This window comes from Pseudomonas sp. WS 5051, assembly GCF_012985715.1.
Taxonomy (GTDB): Bacteria; Pseudomonadota; Gammaproteobacteria; order Pseudomonadales; family Pseudomonadaceae; genus Aquipseudomonas; species Aquipseudomonas bubulae.
The window spans coordinates 365,737-383,840 of the sequence record NZ_JAAQWV010000004.1; the positions used below are offsets into that span (position 1 = coordinate 365,737).

At 58.9% G+C, this 18,104-nt stretch carries 20 protein-coding genes; 9 read left to right on the plus strand and 11 right to left on the minus strand.

Annotated elements, in window-relative coordinates; genetic code table 11:
• Positions 1-25: 25 nt before the first annotated feature.
• The gene (locus tag HBN79_RS08910) at positions 26-526 is read right to left on the minus strand and encodes an HPP family protein (protein ID WP_169916569.1); all 501 of its coding nucleotides are present in this window, start codon (positions 524-526) and stop codon (positions 26-28) included.
• A 105-nt stretch (positions 527-631) separates the two neighbouring features.
• On the opposite strand from HBN79_RS08910, the gene HBN79_RS08915 reads away from it, so the two are divergent.
• On the plus strand, positions 632-1,216 hold the full coding sequence (locus tag HBN79_RS08915; protein ID WP_169916570.1) for a TetR/AcrR family transcriptional regulator: 585 nt from the start codon (positions 632-634) through the stop codon (positions 1,214-1,216).
• Here HBN79_RS08915 and HBN79_RS08920 read toward each other — a convergent pair.
• Positions 1,164-2,066 (minus strand): LysR family transcriptional regulator, encoded by a 903-nt coding sequence (locus HBN79_RS08920; RefSeq protein ID WP_095020727.1) that lies wholly within the window; start codon positions 2,064-2,066, stop codon positions 1,164-1,166. The two genes, HBN79_RS08915 and HBN79_RS08920, sit on opposite strands and share 53 nt — an antisense overlap.
• Positions 2,067-2,226: 160 nt before the next feature.
• On the opposite strand from HBN79_RS08920, the gene HBN79_RS08925 reads away from it, so the two are divergent.
• On the plus strand, positions 2,227-2,607 hold the full coding sequence (locus HBN79_RS08925) for a RidA family protein (RefSeq protein WP_169916571.1): 381 nt from the start codon (positions 2,227-2,229) through the stop codon (positions 2,605-2,607).
• Between the two features lie 57 nt (positions 2,608-2,664).
• Here the strand turns inward: HBN79_RS08925 and HBN79_RS08930 are convergent, their stop codons facing one another.
• Positions 2,665-3,036 (minus strand): GFA family protein, encoded by a 372-nt coding sequence (locus HBN79_RS08930; protein ID WP_169916572.1) that lies wholly within the window; start codon positions 3,034-3,036, stop codon positions 2,665-2,667.
• Positions 3,037-3,219: 183 nt separating this feature from the next.
• On the opposite strand from HBN79_RS08930, the gene HBN79_RS08935 reads away from it, so the two are divergent.
• Both HBN79_RS08935 and HBN79_RS08940 read left to right on the plus strand, forming a co-directional pair.
• Positions 3,220-4,083: a sensor domain-containing diguanylate cyclase gene (locus HBN79_RS08935; RefSeq protein WP_095018626.1), complete on the plus strand. Its 864-nt coding sequence runs from the start codon at positions 3,220-3,222 to the stop codon at positions 4,081-4,083.
• 273 nt (positions 4,084-4,356) lie between these two features.
• Complete coding sequence (locus tag HBN79_RS08940; RefSeq protein ID WP_095002858.1) at positions 4,357-5,658, plus strand: MFS transporter; 1,302 nt, start codon at positions 4,357-4,359, stop codon at positions 5,656-5,658.
• Positions 5,659-5,748: 90 nt separating this feature from the next.
• On the opposite strand, the gene HBN79_RS08945 is transcribed toward HBN79_RS08940, so the two are convergent.
• From HBN79_RS08945 to HBN79_RS08955, 3 genes are all read right to left on the minus strand, one after another.
• Positions 5,749-6,288 (minus strand): DUF1523 family protein, encoded by a 540-nt coding sequence (locus HBN79_RS08945; RefSeq protein ID WP_095002857.1) that lies wholly within the window; start codon positions 6,286-6,288, stop codon positions 5,749-5,751.
• Between the two features lie 254 nt (positions 6,289-6,542).
• On the minus strand, positions 6,543-7,604 hold the full coding sequence (locus HBN79_RS08950; RefSeq protein ID WP_169916636.1) for a DUF1615 domain-containing protein: 1,062 nt from the start codon (positions 7,602-7,604) through the stop codon (positions 6,543-6,545).
• 83 nt (positions 7,605-7,687) lie between these two features.
• Positions 7,688-8,029 (minus strand): FKBP-type peptidyl-prolyl cis-trans isomerase, encoded by a 342-nt coding sequence (locus tag HBN79_RS08955; RefSeq protein WP_169916573.1) that lies wholly within the window; start codon positions 8,027-8,029, stop codon positions 7,688-7,690.
• Between the two features lie 306 nt (positions 8,030-8,335).
• Here HBN79_RS08955 and HBN79_RS08960 point away from each other — a divergent pair, with 306 nt between their 5' ends.
• The 4 genes from HBN79_RS08960 (at position 8,336) to HBN79_RS08975 (ending at position 12,860) form a co-directional block, all read left to right on the plus strand.
• Complete coding sequence (locus HBN79_RS08960) at positions 8,336-10,594, plus strand: FepA family TonB-dependent siderophore receptor (protein WP_095020720.1); 2,259 nt, start codon at positions 8,336-8,338, stop codon at positions 10,592-10,594.
• Between the two features lie 103 nt (positions 10,595-10,697).
• Positions 10,698-10,988 carry an iron transporter gene (locus HBN79_RS08965; RefSeq protein WP_095002853.1) on the plus strand — a complete coding sequence of 97 codons (291 nt, stop codon included), beginning with the start codon at positions 10,698-10,700 and terminating at the stop codon, positions 10,986-10,988.
• Positions 10,985-12,523, plus strand: coding sequence for a PepSY-associated TM helix domain-containing protein (locus HBN79_RS08970; RefSeq protein WP_095018630.1), 1,539 nt, complete (start codon positions 10,985-10,987; stop codon positions 12,521-12,523). The genes HBN79_RS08965 and HBN79_RS08970 overlap by 4 nt, the downstream gene beginning before the upstream one ends.
• 1 nt (position 12,524) lies before the next feature.
• The gene (locus HBN79_RS08975) at positions 12,525-12,860 is read left to right on the plus strand and encodes a DUF3325 domain-containing protein (protein WP_095002851.1); all 336 of its coding nucleotides are present in this window, start codon (positions 12,525-12,527) and stop codon (positions 12,858-12,860) included.
• 104 nt (positions 12,861-12,964) lie between these two features.
• On the opposite strand, the gene HBN79_RS08980 is transcribed toward HBN79_RS08975, so the two are convergent.
• The 5 genes from HBN79_RS08980 to HBN79_RS09000 form a co-directional block, all read right to left on the minus strand.
• On the minus strand, positions 12,965-13,633 hold the full coding sequence (locus tag HBN79_RS08980; protein ID WP_095002850.1) for an amino acid ABC transporter permease: 669 nt from the start codon (positions 13,631-13,633) through the stop codon (positions 12,965-12,967).
• Positions 13,634-13,636: 3 nt separating this feature from the next.
• Positions 13,637-14,365, minus strand: coding sequence for an amino acid ABC transporter permease (locus HBN79_RS08985; protein WP_095020718.1), 729 nt, complete (start codon positions 14,363-14,365; stop codon positions 13,637-13,639).
• A 134-nt stretch (positions 14,366-14,499) separates the two neighbouring features.
• A complete protein-coding gene (locus HBN79_RS08990; protein ID WP_095002848.1) occupies positions 14,500-15,306 on the minus strand; it encodes an ABC transporter substrate-binding protein in 807 nt (268 codons plus the stop codon).
• Between the two features lie 117 nt (positions 15,307-15,423).
• The gene (locus HBN79_RS08995; RefSeq protein WP_169916574.1) at positions 15,424-16,293 is read right to left on the minus strand and encodes a DMT family transporter; all 870 of its coding nucleotides are present in this window, start codon (positions 16,291-16,293) and stop codon (positions 15,424-15,426) included.
• Positions 16,290-17,051: an iron-containing redox enzyme family protein gene (locus tag HBN79_RS09000; RefSeq protein WP_238705515.1), complete on the minus strand. Its 762-nt coding sequence runs from the start codon at positions 17,049-17,051 to the stop codon at positions 16,290-16,292. Before HBN79_RS09000 ends, HBN79_RS08995 begins: the two co-directional genes overlap by 4 nt.
• 142 nt (positions 17,052-17,193) lie before the next feature.
• On the opposite strand from HBN79_RS09000, the gene HBN79_RS09005 reads away from it, so the two are divergent.
• Complete coding sequence (locus HBN79_RS09005; RefSeq protein WP_095032047.1) at positions 17,194-18,072, plus strand: LysR family transcriptional regulator; 879 nt, start codon at positions 17,194-17,196, stop codon at positions 18,070-18,072.
• Positions 18,073-18,104: the final 32 nt, after the last annotated feature.

Genomic DNA, 18,104 nt, shown 5'->3' on the forward strand with positions numbered 1-18,104 from the left:
TTACTTTGGTGTTGCAGGCAGCGCACTACCACCAGTACTTGGGGTAACTGCCGCGGTGGCGTGTGTTATTCAGGCACCAGGCAACCACCACGATCACGATGGAGCCCGCCAGCACCGGGGTCAGCAGAAAAGACAGCGGCGCGCCTGTCATCAGCACCACAATCGGGTTGACCCCTGCCGGGGCATGCAGGGTACGGGACTGTTGCATGGCAACCAGAGCCAGCCCGACGGCCAATGCGCAGGCCCACCACGAATTGCCCAGGGTATGCAAAATAATCAGTCCGACCAGGGTGGATATGACATGCCCGCCGATGATGCTGCGTGGTTGAGCCAGCGGCGAGTCGGGGACGCCAAAGGCCAATACGCAACTGGCCCCCATTGAAGCCATAAGCCATGGAGTGCCTGACAGGTTGCTCAGCCAGCCAGTAGCACCAATGGCGATGACTGCACCCATAAACGATGTCAGCGTAAAACGCAGGGAGGGTGCGGCTGGCGCACCGGATATGAGCAGGCGACGTGCAGACATGGGAGTACTCGCGACGGGGGATGTGACAAAAGGATACCGATCGGTATACCTGCAAGTCAACCGATCGGTATACACTGTGTTGCATTCCACAGGAGGCCAGTACCCATGAGTACGTCTGATGCAATCACCCGCGCCGCGCTGCGCCTGTTCTATCGACAGGGTTTTCACGCCACCGGGGTGGAGCAGTTGAGCCAGGAGGCAGGCGTTACCAAGAAGACGCTGTACCGGCATTTTTCCAGCAAGGACCATCTGGTCGAGGCAGCTCTGGAACTCCGCCACAACGAGTTCATGGCGAAAGTGCGAGCGGCAGTGGATGCGGTTGCGGTCTCACAGCGCCCGGCTGGCTACCTTGATTTCATAGCATCCTGGGTTCAGGAAGCGGATTTTTACGGCTGTGCCTTTATCAATGCATCCGCTGAATATGCCAGTCTGTCAGAGCAGCCGCACAGGCTGGCGCACCAGCACAAGCAGGCCCTTCAGGCCTATCTTGAGGAAATATGTGCGCAAGCGGGCTATATGAATCCGCGCGTGGCAGCCATGCAGTTACTGCTGATCGGCGAGGGCCTGATCGTGTCCTGCCAGGTCAATGCTGCGTGCCCTGAGCTGATCATGGCGGGCAAGGAGATGCTGGTTTTGCTCAGTGCTCAACGGGCTGCTGACCCGGCGCAAAGAGCTCATCCAGCAAGCTGAACACGGTGCTTTTCACTGCGCTGTTGAGCTCGGTCCATGCCAGCCCGGTCGTTGCCCGGTAGCCCTGCAGTTCCAGCGGCCTGGAGATGACATTGGCGGGTAATGCGCGCCCGGCATTGGCCGGCAGCAAACCGACCCCCAACCCAGCAGAGACCAGCGCAAGCATGGTGGTGAACTCGCCCAGCTCGGTAGCATTTTGCAGATGCGCGCCCCGGTGGGTGAGCGCCTGCATCACTTCATCGTAAAAACCGGGGGCGTAGCGCCGGGCCAGGATAAACACCGGCAGTTGGCTCAGGTCGGTTGGGTGCAGGCTGGTGCAGGCCACCAGCGGATGGTCGCCGGGCAGGGCGACAATAAAGCTTTCCTGCAGCACTTCGCGGGTCTGGATGCCCGGGATGGTGGCTGGCAGACGCATCAGTCCGAAATCAAGCTGGCCGTTTTTCAGTGCCACGGCCTGATCCGGGCCCGGCATGTCCTTGAGTTCCAGTTCGATGCGCGGGAAGCGGGCATGCAGCGAGCGGATCAGCCTTGGCAGCAATTGGGGCAGTACCGAGGACACAAAACCAAAGCGTACCCGGCCGATTTCGCCGCGCCCGCACGCCCTGGCCACATCCGCGGCATGGGCCGACTGGTAGAGCGTGGCCCTGGCTTCGGGCAGGAAGAGAGTGCCCACTTCGGTCAGTGCCACCGAGTGCCGGTTACGCTCGAACAAACGCACCCCCAGCTCTTCTTCAAGCATTTTGATCTGCATGCTCAGGGCCGGTTGCACGATGGACAGCCGTTGCGCGGCGCGGCCGAAGTGCAGCTCTTCGGCCAGGGTCACAAATGATCGCAGGTGTTTGATTTCCACAGAGCACTCCAGGCTATGCAACGACGTCATGGCGAAGCGCATGGTAATGGATCACGGGCAGTTTTAGCCAAGCACGACAATGTGCTGCTGCGCAAAAAGACGCGCACGGCGCGAGCGGACGTTGGACAATGGGTGTTTTAACTCAAGCGAGTGATCACTTATGTCGCAACACGACCTGACTTTCATCCCCGATCCTGATGCGGACTCCATCTCTTCGGATGTTGCCGGCTTTGCGGGTTTGCTGGTTTCGACGCAGATTCCAACCCGTGCGGATGGCAGCCTGGAACTGGGCGGGATTGTCGAGCAGAGCGAGTGCACATTGCAGGCGCTCAAGCTGGCGCTGGAGAAGGCGGGCAGCTCGATGGAGCGGGTGTTGCACCTGACCATTTACCTGACCGATATGGCTGATCGGGCAGCGTTCAATGAAGTGTACAAGCGATTTTTTGCCAAGCCTTGGCCGGTGCGGGCAGCTGTGGGCGTGGCCGAGCTGGCCGTTGCGGGGATGCAGGTTGAAGTGACGGCCATGGCGGCCAAGGGCTGATAACAAGGCGAAGGGGTTGAAAGCCCCTCGCCCTGACCCTCTCCCATAGGGCGAGGGTCAAACCCAGTGCACAGGCGAGTCGAGGTAAAGGTGTGTTTGCTTTTGCGTCACAAAGGGGCTGTCGAGCGTGCCCAGTGCTATGGAAATCCAGTCGGCAAATTCACCTTCGCTGCGTGACCAGAACAGGGTCGAACCGCACTGAGAGCAGAACTCGCGCAGCACTGACGGCGAAGAAGAGTAGGCCGTAATCTTGTCCGCCCCTTGGACTATCCGCAATGCGCTGCGCGCAATGCTGGCATAGGAGGCGAATGCTGCGCCATGGCCTTTGCGGCACTGTCCGCAATGGCAATGACTCACTGCTTTTGGCGTTGTGAGCAGTTCATAACGGACCGCTGCACACAGGCAGCTTCCTTGATATCGCCCTGTCATGGGTCGTCCCTGTGTTTGAGCAAATGCTGACTTTAGCACCTCGATGCAATCCGTTGGGTGTCACTGTTAGAGAGGCGGACGTCCGGATTTTGACGCCAAAAATGCCACATAAAATGGTAATTTGGCCATTGCTTTGCTATCAGGCTATGATCAAGGCGATTTTCAAATCGGACACCCTGAGCTATGGCCGTTGACCTGCAGGCGCTCTATCCCAAACTGATCCACCTGATGCTGGACACGGTTTTTGTGGTCGACAGGGACAACCGGATTGCCTTTGTCAGTGATGCCTGCCAGACCCTGCTCGGCTACCGTGCCGACGAGCTTACGGGGACCTTGATCACGGACTATATACACCCTGAAGACCTGGCGATTTCACGGGCCTCCATTGTTCGGGTGATGAATGGCCAGGCTCATGTCGATTTTCGCAACCGTTATGTGCGCAAGGATGGCGCTGTCGTGCATATCCTCTGGGCTGCCTTCTGGTCTGAGGATGTCGGTGCGCGGATCGGGGTTGCGCGGGACGTGACAGCCTTGAGGGCGGCCGAGGACGAATTGCGTTTTCTGGCCCATCACGACCCGCTGACCAAACTGACTAACCGCTCGCTGTTCAATGACCGCCTGGAATCTGCCCTGCGTGCAGCACACCGGCGCCAAGGCACCCTGGCCCTGCTGTTTGTGGATATGAATGACTTCAAGGACATCAATGATGTCTATGGGCATGCCATGGGCGATCGCGTGTTGTGCATGGCTGCGCAACGCCTGCACCGTTGTGTGCGCGAATCGGACACGGTGGCGCGCATGGGCGGTGATGAGTTCACCGTGCTGTTGACCGATATCCAGTCCGCGGACGACGTGGCCTGGAAGATCGAACAGATTACTGCGGCGATGGCCGAGCCGCTCGGGGCTGAATTCGGCGGGATCAAAATGCCATCCTGCAGTATTGGCATGGCCTTTTACCCCGTGGACGGAGAGGATGCCGATACGTTGCTCAGCCATGCCGATGGCGACATGTACCGGATAAAAAGGCACGGTTCCAGAGCCGGGTAACAAGGGGGAGGGTACCTGCGTCAAAATGGCCTGACAAATCCCGGGCCGCGCTCTTCAACTTGTACCTGTCTGCGGCTACTATGCGCGCCCTGATTCTGCCTGGTCGATGCTTGTCTTGAGCCCTGCCTGTCACTCGCCGGCCACGTCCGTGGCGTCGAGGATGCACAATCACACACCCCGGTTTTTCTGTCTCGCCCCGGCCTTTGCCGGCAGGTGCCGCTGTGCTTTTGCCCGAGCGGGTTATCCATTGATCAATGAGGTCTTGAGTCAATCATGTCTGTCCAATTGCTGGCGATGGCGCTGGCGCCGTTACTTGGGCTGTTTATCATCAGTATCGGCAACGGCATGCTTGCCTCGCTGACTACCCTGCGCCTGGACACAATGGGCCAGTCGGCGACCATGGTCGGTATCGTGTCTTCGGCGTATTTTATCGGGCTGACCCTGGGCTCGATCTTCAATGACCGGCTGATCGTACGCATCGGTCATATCCGCGCCTACAGCTGCTTCGCGGCATTGATTGCCACCTCGATCCTGTTCCAGGGCATGTCATCCGAGCCCTGGACATGGTTTGTCCTGCGCCTGGTCAACGGTTGGGCCAGCGTCGGCGTATTCCTGGTGGTGGAAAGCTGGTTGTTGATGGCCGCCGACCCCAAGATTCGCGGGCGCCTGCTGGCCCTGTACATGATTGCCCTCTACGGTGCGGGGTTGCTGGGGCAGGTCAACCTGGGCGCCATTGCCCTGACCGGTGACACGGTGCCCTTTATGATCGCCGCCATATTGGCCTCGCTATCGTTGTTGCCCATTGTCATGTTGCCGCGGGCAACCCCGATTGTTGAACGCGCAGAACCGCTGATGCCCTTGCAGTTGCTGCGTGCCACGCCCACCGGGGTGATTGGCTGTTTTGGTTCGGGTATTGCCATTGCCGCGGTGTATGCGTTGCTGCCCTTGTACCTGCAACGTATCGGCCTGGACGTGACCGAGGTCGGGCATATGATGGCCTGGGTGATTCTTGGCGCCATGCTGTTGCAGTACCCGGTCGGGCGCTGGTCGGACCATCAGGACCGGCATCTGGTATTGATCGTGCTGGGCGCTGCCTGCGCAGTGCTGTCATTGATCATCCTGATGCTGCCAGCGGGTTCGCCGTTACTGGTAGTGGCGTTTTTTCTGCTGGGGGGCGGTATCTTCGCGATTTACCCGGTGGCGGTCAGCCATGCGGCGGATCGGGCATCGTCGGGGGCGATTGTGAGCATGATCCAGGGCCTGTTGCTGATCAACTCCCTGGGCTGTGCCATCAGCCCGCTGGTGATTTCGCCGCTGATGACCCGGGTCGGTGAAGCCGGGCTATTCTGGGCCCTGGCCGCGCTGAACCTGGGCCTGGTGCTGCTGTTTGCCTGGCGTCGTGCCAAGGGCTCGGAGCCAGTGACCGCTGCACCCTTTACCGCGGCGGCACAAATGTCGGCCGTCGGGGTCGAGATGCGCGTCACCGAAGACCTGGCCCAGGCGGTGCTGGAGCATGAGCGCGAGGCCGATGGTGAGGTGTCAGACGAGTTGGCTGTTGCTACCGGCAAACCTTGAGGTCAAGGACTGCCGGTGTGGCCGTAGGGGAGGGTGTCGCGGGTGACCGATTCACGGCCCCTGGAATGCGCCCCCGCAGGGGCGCAGCGATCAATTGACCGGCATTTGCGGGCGACGTTTGACGCGACGCTTGATAAAGACGGCAATCACGATCAAGAGCAGTGCCAGCACGCTGAAGAACACCGTGTTGAACCAGGGGAAAGGCTCATCCCGGCTGTTGGTGGCTTCGATCGCGGTGATATTGGGAAATACTGAGAAGATCTTGATACGCCAGCCGTAGTAGCGGATCAGCGCCAGCTGGTTGGCATCGCGGGAGTAACCCTGGGCCTTGGCCTGGATATCGGCAGAGTCGAACTTGAAATACCAGGGGAAGGACCAGCCGGTGTCTTCGTTGCGATAAACCATGACCTCCTTGGTCACCGGGTCTTCAGTGTTGATGAAATACACATCCCGGGTCGGGCCGTCAGCCGGGTTTTCTGCGCTGATCACACCGTTGTGATCCATGCGCTTGACCTCAACCCCCGTGACCATCACCACATCGTGCTGGGGCAGAAAGTAAAACAGCCCCAGCCCCACGGCGCCAACTGCCAGCAGGATGACTCCCAGAATGATGCCTTTGAGCCATTTCATGCAAAAACCACGCACATATCAATTATTCCTGATGACTGTTGATTGAACTTGCGGCGCAGCTTATCGCAGCCTGCCCAAGGGACTACAAGGCCTGCATGCGCTGGCTACATAATTTGTAGCATTTTAGCTGTGCGTTTGCTCGCAGGCCTGCGCACCTCTCTTTGTGGCAGCGAGCCTGCTCGCGATACTGACGACACGGTCTGTGAGGTAGATCGTGTCGATACCCTCGCGAGCAGGCTCGCTCCCACAGAAAATCAACGGCTGGCCGCTGCCCGGCTGATGCAACGCTGGCGGCGTTCATCAACCCGCTGGGCAAACCAGGCGGTGGTCAGGTTGCGGGTGATTTTCGGGCTTTGCAGGGTGATGCCCGGTAATACCGCACGGGGCAGCGGCTTGCCTTGCTGGCGGTCGGCGAGGGCGAACACGTCCTGGTACAGGTCGGTTTCGTTGAAGTCCAGGCTGTCGCCTTTTTCAAGCTGACGGCGGATAGCGTTATGGCTCAGGCCCAGTTGCTTGCCCAGGGCGCGTACAGCCCGCTCGGTGGAGCCAACCGCGTAAGAGCCCGGAATAGTCAGGTCGCCATCCAGTGCCAGCGGTATGCCAGATGCACGGCTGACGGCATTCTGAAAAGCGGCATTGCGGCTGGCGTACCAGCCCGCGTTGAAGTCGGCAAAACGGTACAGCGACTGGTTGTAGTCCACCGGGTAACCGAGCAGATGGGCGATGCCGAAATACATGCCACCGCGGCGGGTGAAGACTTCCTGGCGGATCGAGTGGGCTACCGGGTAGGGGTAGTCCCGTGCACGCTTTTCGGCAAAAGCGATGCTGACCTGCATTGGCCCGCCGGTATGCACCGGGTTCAAGCCGCCAAACAAGCTTTTGCCCAGTGGCACCATGCCGATGAAATCATCAAAAATGGCGCTCAACTGGCCCTCGGTGCGGGCCGCATCCAGGCGTTGGTTGTAGGTTTTACCGTCGGGCGAAGTGATGCTCAAGGCACTGCGCACTACAAATTCGGGGATATGCAGCTTGCCGGCGCGGCGGTTGATTTCGCTGCGGGCGATCTTGCCCAGCCCCGGTACCGGCGGGTCGGCCTGAAAGGTCGATTCCTGCTCGGTCACAGCCAGCACGGAACAGAGGTTTTCATCGGTGGCCGCCAGGCCTTGGGCAGTGAATGCGACCTGGATATCAGTTGCCCAGCCGGTGCGGTCTGCAACTTTGGCCGGTAGCAGTTGCACAATGCGGGCGCGGGTCTGGTCGGGAGTCCGGCTTGGCAGTGTTTGTGTGCTCGGACTGCTGCAACCTGCCAGTACCATTAGCGGAATAATCGGTAAACAATACCTGAAAAATCGATTCACCAGCGTTTAACTCCCTATTAGTGCGCAACCTGCAGTCGCGCTCAATCGTCGCGTGTAAGCACTTCCAGCAGTTCGATCTCAAACCGCAGGTTGGAGTTCGGTGTGATATGCGCGCCCATGCTTCTTTCACCATAGGCCAGGTGCGCGGGTACCTGCAGTGCGCGCTTGCCGCCGACCTGCATGCCCATCAGGCCGATGTCCCAGCCCTTGATCACTCGCCCGGTGCCGATCACGCACTGGAACGGCTTGCCGCGCTGATATGAAGAGTCGAATACCGTGCCGTCTTCGAGCCAGCCGGTGTAGTGCGTGGTAATCAGGGCACCTTTGACCACGGCTTTACCGTCGCCGGGTAACAGGTCAGTGATGTGCAGTTCGTCAGTCATGGCGATAAGGCTCAAAAAAGTAGGATGAAGGATTGTACAGGGCAGGGGGATTTCTTGATCCAAAGGCATTGTTACATTTTGTATTAATTATTTTATGTAGGAAAAGGCTCTGAAACAAAGGGGTTGCGGAGCTTCCAAATGAGTATTGATGTCATTTGCGCTTTACTCTCAAATGAGAGTCCCTATCATCGCAGCCCTGGCAGTGCCGGGGAAAGCTAAACACGTAGGTCCTTTCGAGGTCGTGCGTCAGCAATTACCAGCCTTTGGCCTGCTGAGCACACTCCATTGTTAAGGGATCAACTGGACATGTCGTCTCGATTCAACCGCAGTCATCTTTCACTGGCTCTCATGGCCGCTCTGGCTTCGCCCACCCTGCTTGCCGACGCACTTGAGCGTGAGCGTGACGAAGTACCGGTAGAGGCCACCGATTTGCCGGTGGATGGCACCCGCCAGGCGTTGCAACTCGAAGAAACCCGTGTATTGGGCACTGCTGCCCAGGAGCTGAAGCAGGCACCCGGCGTGTCGATCATCACCGCCGAAGACATCAAGAAACGCCCGCCGGCCAATGACCTGTCCGACATCATTCGTCGCGAACCCGGGGTCAACCTCACCGGTAACAGTTCCAGCGGCGCCCGCGGCAATAACCGGCAGATCGACCTGCGTGGCATGGGCCCGGAAAACACCCTGATCCTCATCGACGGCAAGCCGTCTTCTTCGCGCAACGCCCAGCGCTATGGCTGGAGCGGCGACCGTGATACCCGCGGCGAAACCAACTGGGTACCGGCCGAAGAAGTCGAGCGCATCGAGATCCTGCGCGGCCCGGCAGCGGCGCGCTACGGTTCAGGGGCAATGGGCGGGGTGGTCAATATCATCACCAAGCGTCCATCGGACAAGCTCAAAGGCTCGTTGACCGCCTATTACCTGGCGCCGGAAGACGACGCCGAAGGTGTCAGCAAACGCACCAACTTCAACCTCAGCGGGCCGATCACGGATGATCTGGTGTTTCGTGTGTATGGCGGCCTGAACAAGACCGATGCTGACGATCCGGGCATCAATACCGCTGCCCAGGCCTCCCCCGACAGCGTCGTGGCGGGCCGCGAAGGCGTGCGCAACAAAGACATCAACGGCCTGCTCAGCTGGCAATTCACCCCTGAGCAGAGCCTGGACCTGGAAGCCAGTTACAGCCGCCAGGGCAATATTTTTGCCGGCGACACCATGCTCAACAGCGGGGGTGACTTCGTCAACAGCCTGACCGGCAAAGAGACCAGCGTGCTACAGCGGAGCACCTTTTCGGCTACCCACAATGGTTCGTTTGACTGGGGCTCGACTTCGGCCTCGCTGACCCACGACCTGACCCGCAACGCGCGCCTCAACGAAGGCCTGGCCGGTTATGGTGAAGGTGCACCTTCTGCCAGCGCCGGCAGTTTTGAATCGCGCCTGCGCAATACCCGCGCTACAGGTGAGGTCAATCTGCCGCTGAACATGGGCACCGCCCAGGTACTGACTCTGGGTGGTGAATACCTCTACGAGTCGCTCAATGACCCGGGCTCGTTGCGTCCGCAAAGCTGGGATCCGGGGGCTGACGGCACACCCGGCCTGCCGGGTACGGACCGTACACAAACCAAAACCACGGCCAACAGCTATGCGTTCTACGTCGAAGACAATATCGAAGTCGGCGCCAAAACCATCGTTACTCCCGGCGTGCGTTTCGATCACCACAGCGAATTTGGCGGCAACTGGAGCCCGAGCCTCAACGCCTCGCATCAGCTCACCGATGAGTTGAGCATCAAGGGCGGTATTGCCCGGGCCTACAAGACCCCGAACCTGTACCAGTCCAACCCCAACTACCTGCTGTACAGCCGCGGTGGTGGCTGCAGCTCGGTTGAAGTGAATATCGGTGGCTGCTACCTGGTGGGTAACCCGGATCTCAAACCGGAAATCAGCGTCAACAAAGAGATCGGTCTGGCGTTCGACAAGGGCACCTGGCGCACCAGTGCCACCTATTTCCGCAACGACTACCAGAACAAGATCAATGCCAGCAACGAATCGGCATTCCGCCTGCCCAACGGCCGTCGCGTGCTGCAATGGGAAAACAGCGGCAAGGCCATCGTCCAGGGGGTGGAAGGCAACCTGTTTGTCAGCTTGCGTGAGGATCTGGACTGGAACACCAACCTGACCTACATGATCGAAAGCAAGGACAAGGAAACCGGCGACCCGCTGAGCATCATTCCCAAGTACACCGTCAACACCATGCTCGACTGGTACGCCACCGAAAAACTGTCGTTCCAGGTCAGCGGGACTTACTACGGCAAGCAGGAAGCGCCCAAGCGCAACAACCGCGCCAATGAAGCACTGGACAAGTCGGTGCAGCAGCCCGTCGATCCTTATGGTCTGGTGGGCTTGAGCAGCGGCTATGAGTTCAACAAAAACTTCAGTGTGCGGGTGGGCATCAACAACCTGTTCGACAAGCAACTGTACCGCAAGGGCAACTCGGACGAGGCGGGCGCGCAAACCTACAACGAGGCAGGCCGTGCGTACTTTGCGTCTGTGACCAGTTCGTTCTGACAACACCGCGGCCCATGCAGGCGCGACATCCGTGAAAACGGGTGTCGCGCCGTTGTCGCATCTGGCGCAGGCAAAAACCGGAGCTCGATAGAGGATTGAACACATGAAACTTGCAACGTCGGCCTGGGCGCCGATCGTGTCTCGCACACTGGCAGCACTGGTTGGTGGTTATGTCTTTACCTATGCCTTTACTGCGGCATTGGCGCGGCTGCTGCCGCTGGACAATGTAGACGCGATGATCGTCGCCAGCCTGCTGTCGTTTGTGATCTACACCTTCGCCATTTTGTGGGCATTTGCTGCCCGCCACCAGTGGTCGGCCTGGATGGGCGCGGTGCTCGCCGTGCCCCTGGCCGCCATCGGTTTTTGGCCGCAACTGCTGGAGCGACTGGGATGAAACAGACCCTGACCCAATCCATGGCCTGGCTGCACACCTGGGGTGGCCTGATCGTCGGCTGGTTGTTGTTCGTGATCTTTTTGACCGGCAGCCTGGCCGTGTTCGATCAGGAGATCGACAACTGGATGACCCCCGAGCTGCCGGCCCACCACCTGACCGATGAGCAGGCCGCGCAACGCGCACTGAGCTACTTGCAGACGCACAAGGCTGACGCAAAACAGTGGGGTATCAGCCTGCCCTATGAGCGCTCGCCGCAATTGCAGGCCTCCACCGGCGGGCGCCGTGATGGCGTGTCGGTGACCCTGGACCCGGATACCGGCGAGGTGATGCCGGTTCGCGAAACGGTAGGAGGGCGGTTTTTCTTTCTGTTCCACTTCACCCTGCACATGCCGCGCATGATCGGCATTTACCTGGTGGGTGCGCTGGCCATGGGCATGCTCGCGGCTTTGGTCAGCGGCATCGTGATCCACAAGAAGTTCTTCAAGGAATTCTTCACCTTTCGTCCCGCCAAAGGCCAGCGCTCGTGGCTTGACGCGCACAACGCCAGTGCCGTGCTGTTGCTGCCTTTTCACTTGATGATCACCTACACCGGGCTGGCGATTTTTCTGGTGATCTATATGCCGGCGGCCATGGATGCATTGTTCGATGGTGACCGCGAGGCCTTTTTCAAGGCACAGGACAAGGCGCCGGCCAGCGTTGCCGTACAGCGCCCGGCAACCGCAGAGCCTGCACCGCTGGTGGCCCTGGGGCCGTTGCTGAGCCAGGCCCGGGCTGTCATGGGGCCGTTGGGCGGGATCAGCATCAGCAACCCCGGCATGAGCAATGCCGAAATCCAGATTCGTCCGATCCTGGGCAATCGCATTGCCCTGACCAAGGGCCAGGGCATGCGCTTTGACGGCGTCACCGGCGAGCAATTGGCCGGCCCCACAGAGATGCGCCCCACGGTGCTGACCCATCGGGTGATTTCCGGGCTGCACTTTGCCCAGTTCGGCGGTTACCCGATGCGCTGGCTGTACTTTATTTGCGGGCTGATCAGCAGCGCCATGATCGCCAGCGGGCTGGTGCTGTTCACCGTCAAGCGGCGGCGCAAATACGCCAGTGAAAGTCGCGTCGCCCAGGTGCTCTACCGTCTGGTCGAAGCGATTAACGTCACCGTTATGGCGGGCTTGAGCCTGGCCTGCATCAGCCTGTTGTGGGGCAACCGGCTGTTGCCGTCGGGGATGACCGAACGGGCGGATGCTGAATTGAATGTGTTCTTCGGCATGTGGGCGTTGAGCTTTGCCCATGCCTTGCTGCGCCCGCGCATGCAGGCCTGGCGCGAGCAACTCGGGTTGGCGGGAGGGTTGTGCCTGGCCTTGCCGTTGTTGAGTGTCTTCACCGTCAACCGGCCTTGGGCACTGCACAGCAGCATGGGCGTCGAGCTGACTGCTATGGCCCTGGGCGCTTTGTTGCTGTGGGCCTGCTGGAAAGTCTCGCAACCGGCGGTTGAGCGGGTGCCACGTAAAAAAACCGCCGTCATGGCCGAGGTAAATTGAGATGCTGGCTGATTATTTTGCTGCACTGGCGTTCGCTTACATCGGCATGCTTACCTTGTGCCAGGGGTTGGAGCGTCATTACAAACAGGTGTGGGGAAAGCCGCCTGCGGCCCGCTTGCGCCGTGTGCTACGGGTTGCCGGTTGGCTAAGCCTGGGGCTGAGTTTCTGGTTTTGCGGGTTGGCCTGGGGCTGGGCGATGGGGCCGGTGGGCTGGTTTGGCATGATCTCGTTAAGCGGTTTTAGCCTGCTGATGCTGTTGCCGTATCGGCCGCGACTGGCCGTGTGGCTGCCAATGGGCTTTGTGCCGGTTTGGGCGGTGATCGCAACCTTGCACTGATCGTTGTGGGAGCGGGCCTGCCCGCGATTTGGACAACGCGGTCTGCCAGGCAAACCGCAGTGATGCCATCGCGAGCAAGCCCGCTCCCACAGGTGAGAAGGTGGTTAGCGCTTGACCCACCGATTGGCCATCCAGTCCAGGCCACTGCACAACACAAAGTACACCAGCGCCACAAACAGGAAGATTTCCGTCGGGTGCACCATCACCCGGTTGCTGATCTGGGTGGCAACAAACGACAGCTCGCCGACCCCGATCACGTACGCCAGCGAGGTGTCCTTGATCAGTGAAATCCATTGGTTGAGGAAGGAGGGCAGCATCATCGGCAGGGCCTGCGGCAGAATGATCAGACGCAACACTTGCCAGCTACCCAGGCCGAGAGCCTTGCCCGCCGCCCATTGCCCGGCCGGCAGGCTGCTGATCCCGGCATACACCGAGTGGGCCAGGTACGCACCGCCGATCAACGACAGCGCACACACCACGGTGGCCAGCGCGGGTACATCGACCTTGAACAGGATGGGCAGCAGGAAGTAACTCCAGAAAATCAGCATCACCACCGGAATTGCCCGCAAAAAGCCCAGCACACCCAACAACAGCCAGCGCACCTTGCCGCGAATCATCACCAGGGCAATGCCCAGCACCAGCCCCAGCAGTGCCGAGATGATCCCCGACAACAGGCTGAGCAGCAGCGTCAGTGCTGCACCGCCCAAAGGTCCGTTGGGCCAGGCGCCGAGCATGAAATACGAAAAGTTGTCGCTGATAACCGAAAAATCCATGACTTACACCCCTCCCTGGCGATACCACTTGCTGCGTGCAATCAATTGGCCAAGTACTTCGAGCAAGGCAATGCTGGCCACATACAGCAGAGTGGCAAAACCGAAGGCCTGAAAGGTCTTGAAGGTTTCGGTCTCGACCTGACGCGAGGCGTAGGACAGCTCGGCCAAGCCAATGGCCATGGTCAGAGACGAGTTTTTCAGGGCGTTCATATACTGGCCCAGCAACGGTCCCAACGCCGTGCGCAGCGCCTGCGGGAACACGATATAGCGCCACACCTGTGCCGGCCTCAAGCCCAGCGCCAGACCTGCCGCCCGTTGTTCCACCCGCACCGAACTGACACCGGCGCGAAACTCCTCGCAAATAAAAGCGGCGGTGTAGAGCATCAGCCCCCAGAACCCGGCGAGAAACTCAAACGACGGCCAGTCAACTTCAAACAGCCCCAGTGACAGGCTGCGCGGCTGGTTGAGCCACATCACCAGCCCTTCGGGCAGCATGGCCGTGACCCCGAAGTACCAGAAAAACAGCTGCACCAGCAGTGGCGTGTTGCGAAACAGGGCCAGGTAGGCCCGTGCCGGCCACGACCACACACGCAAAGGCGAGATGCGTGCCAGGCACAGCAAAAACCCCAGCCCGGTAGCCACCAGGCAGGTCAGCAGGGAAAGGATCAGGGTGAGGACAAAACCATCGAGCAACCAGTGCAGGTATTGCGGGGCAAGCAGTTCACCGAACATAGAAACAGCGTCCATCCAGAAACGAGCAAACCCGTCCGGTTGACCGTGACGGGCTGAAGGAGACAGGAACTGTGGGAGCGAGCCTGCTCGCGAAAAGTTTTCGCGATCAGGCTCGCTCCCACAGAGGCAGTGGCTTAGCTCTTGTCGCCAATCTTGTACAGGCGGGTCAGCGGGGTCTTGGTGGTCGGGCCGAACCAGGCGTCATAAATGCCCTGGGCCTTGCCCTGGGCTTCGAGGTCGGTGAGGGTCTGGTTGACCACCTCGGTCAGGCGCGCTTCGCCTTTAGGAATACCGACACCGATCAGGTCATTGGAAATGGTGAACGGCGGCACTTCGTATTTGTCCTTGTCCGGCACATTGGCCAGCAGGCCGATCAGCTTCGGGCCGTCCTGGGTGATGGCCTGGACGTTACCGTTGCGCAGGGCAGTGAAGGCGAACGGGGTGTCATCGTAGGCCACCACTTTGGCACCGGGGAATTTCTCGCGCAGCACGCCTTCATTGACCGTGCCCTTGTCCACCCCTACGCGCCATTTGTTCAGCTCCTCGGGGGATGTGAGGGTGCCTTTCTTGACGATAAATTGCTGGCCCGAAGCAAAGTACGGAATGCTGAAATTCACCTGCTCGGCGCGCTCGGGGGTGATGGTGAAGTTGGCCAGTACCAGGTCCACCTTGTTGGCCACCAGCAGCGGTACGCGGTTGGCCGGGTTGGTTGGCTGCAACTGCAACTTCACGCCCAGCTTGTCGGCGATGGCCTTGGCGTAGTCGACGTCGAGGCCTTCGATCTGCTTGCTGTTGGCATCGACAAAACCAAAGGGCGGGTTGCTGTCGAAGGACGCCACGCGCAGCACACCGGATTTTTTGATGTCATCCAGACGATCGGCATGGGCCAGGCCAGACAAAACAGCCAGGGTCAGGGCGGTGAGGGCAGTGAATTTTTTCATTTCGTTCTCATCATGAGTTGGAAGAGTTATGACGAGAGTCTTGCAGGAAAATTAGCTTTTAAAAAAGAATATAAAATGATTTATATATTCATTTTAGGAATAATAAAGAGCATGTCTTTACCGCACGCGACTCATCGCCATCACACTGGCTAATATGATGGCTGCGCCGGCCATCACCCCCATCGACACGGTGCTGCCCAACACGACGGCCGCCATCACCATTGCCACCGGCGGGATCAAATACATGACTCCTACTACGCGACTGACCTCGGCGCGGGCCAACACAAAGGCCCAGAACAGATAGGCCAGGGCGCTGGGGAAAATCCCCAGCAGTAACACCGCCCCGTTCACCCGGGCCGGCGCATTCAAGACTGCATCCACGAGCCCCGGCGTGTATACACCCAGCAGCAAGGTCCCGCTCCAGATCGTGTAGCACACCAGAGTCAAAGGGCTGTAGCGGTTGGAGTAATGTTTTTGCAGGGCGAAATAGACGCTCCAGGAAAACGCCGCGAGCAAAACCAGCAAGCCCTGGGGCCTGAACCCTGCGATGCCTTTATCGCTGATCACCACCACCAGCGCGCCCAGAAACCCCACAGCCACCCATAACCAGCGCCAGCCGCTGACAGTTTCTTTCAAAAACACCCGTGCGATCAGGGTGCTGAACAGTGGTGCGGATTGTGCCAACACGCTGGACGCGCCGGGGCTGATCCAGCGCTGGCCGAAATTGAGCGCCACGTGATGCAGCACAATGGCGAAAAAGCCCAGCACGATCAGCCAGGGCACATCCCTGAGCCGGGGCAGGCCAATGCGCAACACCAGCGCAACAGCCGCCATAAAGACCGAGGCAATCAAAAACCGCAGCAACGCCAGATGCCCCGGAGAATAATCCTGCAGGCCGATGTTTATCCCGATCGGTGAATAGGCCCAGCACAGTACGACAGCGGCCAGGGCTGCGATTATTTGCTTCCTTGTGTGCGAACACTTCAAATGTTTATTTCCAACGTCTTAGCGTCTTCAATAGCTCGTGCTATTCCGTTCCAGTAGTTTTCTGTGATGTCGAGAAAGCGTTTGAAGCCAATGGTTAGTTCGGCCAAATCAGCTTCGTTGCTGCACTCAAGCGCTGCTGCTATTAGTGACTGAACTTTATGCTCTTTTTCAGCTTCTCCAATATGGATGTAAAAATATTCACACCACTCGTGGAATTCATCATTGTTGGAATACAAGTTTTGATAATTTCGTGCGCCCTCGTATAAACGTGTCAGCATTGAATACGCAAGCCACTCTTGGGCAAGCAGTGCTCCTAGAGCATGACTTGACGGTCGTCCTTGCTCAGCGGGTGCATACAGTGCTTCCTGCTCTGCAATAAAGAGATGTGTTGAGGGTAAGACCTCTCCCGCCTCTAACTCGTCCAAGGTGTATTTTCTTCCGGCTAGACGACTTAACAGGTCAAGTAAGTACTTTTCTAAAAGCACACTGTGTGCTTTTTTTGCATCGCCGTTGCCTAACTCAGAGTATAGGTTTTTGACGATTTCTGCTCTTGCTGAAATGTGCTTTGCATGTAAAAAAGAAAGCGCGACCATCAAGGCTGTACGACATGTCCTGGCCCAATAATTTTGCGCAAATATTTCTACCTCCCGGAGCTTCATTGGAGAGCCTAACCAGCGTTGATAGAATGCGTTGTTCAGCGCGCCATGGTCAAAGACGGAATGTGCCAATGCTTCAATAACTGCCTCTTTAGTGTCCACGCTGTCCACTCCATTATGGTTTTTATTTTTTGGGGGGCACTGTCTTGATTCAACAAAGCTATTTACAGACCTCAAATTTTGTCAGTTTATTAATTCATGACAAGTGATATATAAAGATTTCTGTAATCATCAGGAGTGAACCATGGAGCTTAGCCAGTTGCGTATGGTCAAGTCGGTGGCAGAGTGCGGCAGCATCGCGCTGGCGGCTCAGCAACTGCATTGCGTGCCGTCGAATATCACCACCCGGATCAAACAGCTGGAGAGTGAGCTGGGCACCGCGTTGTTTACCCGTGCGGGCCGGGGGTTGTGCATCAGCCCGGCGGGCCAGGTGTTTGTCGGCTATTGCGAGCAGATCCTGGCGCTGGTCGACCAGGCCCGGCGTGCCGTGCAGCCCCATGCCGTGCCTGCGGGCAAGCTGCGTATCGGCGCGATTGAGTCCTGTGCCACAGGGCGGTTGCCGCCGATGCTGGCCGAGTTCCATCAGCGCTATCCGCATGTGACCCTGGAACTGGTCACTGGGCAATGGCGGCAACTGATTGATGATGTGCAGCACCACCGGCTCGACGGCGCCGTGATTGCAGGGGGCATCGATCAGCCAAAACTTACAAAAACCCCGCTTTATCACGAGCCCCTGATAGTGATTGCCAGCCCGGCACTCGCACCGCTTACGGGTCTTGGGGATATGCATCAACACACGGTGTTCGCCTGGCCACCCGGTTGCCCGTACCGCGCCGTATTGGCGCGAGGGTTGGCGGTGCAGGGGCTTGAAGTCAACTGGGTCGATTACGCCAGTTGGGGCAGTATTATTGGTTGCGTCAGGGCGGGTGCGGGTCTGGCGTTGGTGCCTGAAGGGCTACTTGAGCATTTTGGCGTTTGCGTTCAGTTGGCACGCTACCGATTTGCCGAACTGGAGCCGGTCCCTAACCAGTTTTACTGGCACAGTGAAACCGGCCATCACAGTGCCCGGGAGGCGTTTGCCGAGTTGTTGGCCGAGCTTGTAGACCCTGCCGACACCTTGTAGCCGCTGACGAGCGGAGCGAGGCTGCGATCGGC

Coding starts and splice junctions, on each gene's coding strand:
- HBN79_RS08950 (WP_169916636.1), bottom strand. CDS start 7,604: ATGGTACTGGCAGGTTGCAGCAGTCCGAGCACACAAACACTGCCAAGC.
- HBN79_RS08925 (WP_169916571.1), top strand. CDS start 2,227: ATGTCGCAACACGACCTGACTTTCATCCCCGATCCTGATGCGGACTCC.
- HBN79_RS08945 (WP_095002857.1), bottom strand. CDS start 6,288: ATGAAATGGCTCAAAGGCATCATTCTGGGAGTCATCCTGCTGGCAGTT.
- HBN79_RS08960 (WP_095020720.1), top strand. CDS start 8,336: ATGTCGTCTCGATTCAACCGCAGTCATCTTTCACTGGCTCTCATGGCC.
- HBN79_RS08970 (WP_095018630.1), top strand. CDS start 10,985: ATGAAACAGACCCTGACCCAATCCATGGCCTGGCTGCACACCTGGGGT.
- HBN79_RS08965 (WP_095002853.1), top strand. CDS start 10,698: ATGAAACTTGCAACGTCGGCCTGGGCGCCGATCGTGTCTCGCACACTG.
- HBN79_RS08930 (WP_169916572.1), bottom strand. CDS start 3,036: ATGACAGGGCGATATCAAGGAAGCTGCCTGTGTGCAGCGGTCCGTTAT.
- HBN79_RS08910 (WP_169916569.1), bottom strand. CDS start 526: ATGTCTGCACGTCGCCTGCTCATATCCGGTGCGCCAGCCGCACCCTCC.
- HBN79_RS08985 (WP_095020718.1), bottom strand. CDS start 14,365: ATGTTCGGTGAACTGCTTGCCCCGCAATACCTGCACTGGTTGCTCGAT.
- HBN79_RS08955 (WP_169916573.1), bottom strand. CDS start 8,029: ATGACTGACGAACTGCACATCACTGACCTGTTACCCGGCGACGGTAAA.
- HBN79_RS08940 (WP_095002858.1), top strand. CDS start 4,357: ATGTCTGTCCAATTGCTGGCGATGGCGCTGGCGCCGTTACTTGGGCTG.
- HBN79_RS08915 (WP_169916570.1), top strand. CDS start 632: ATGAGTACGTCTGATGCAATCACCCGCGCCGCGCTGCGCCTGTTCTAT.
- HBN79_RS08935 (WP_095018626.1), top strand. CDS start 3,220: ATGGCCGTTGACCTGCAGGCGCTCTATCCCAAACTGATCCACCTGATG.
- HBN79_RS09005 (WP_095032047.1), top strand. CDS start 17,194: ATGGAGCTTAGCCAGTTGCGTATGGTCAAGTCGGTGGCAGAGTGCGGC.
- HBN79_RS08990 (WP_095002848.1), bottom strand. CDS start 15,306: ATGAAAAAATTCACTGCCCTCACCGCCCTGACCCTGGCTGTTTTGTCT.
- HBN79_RS08980 (WP_095002850.1), bottom strand. CDS start 13,633: ATGGATTTTTCGGTTATCAGCGACAACTTTTCGTATTTCATGCTCGGC.
- HBN79_RS08975 (WP_095002851.1), top strand. CDS start 12,525: ATGCTGGCTGATTATTTTGCTGCACTGGCGTTCGCTTACATCGGCATG.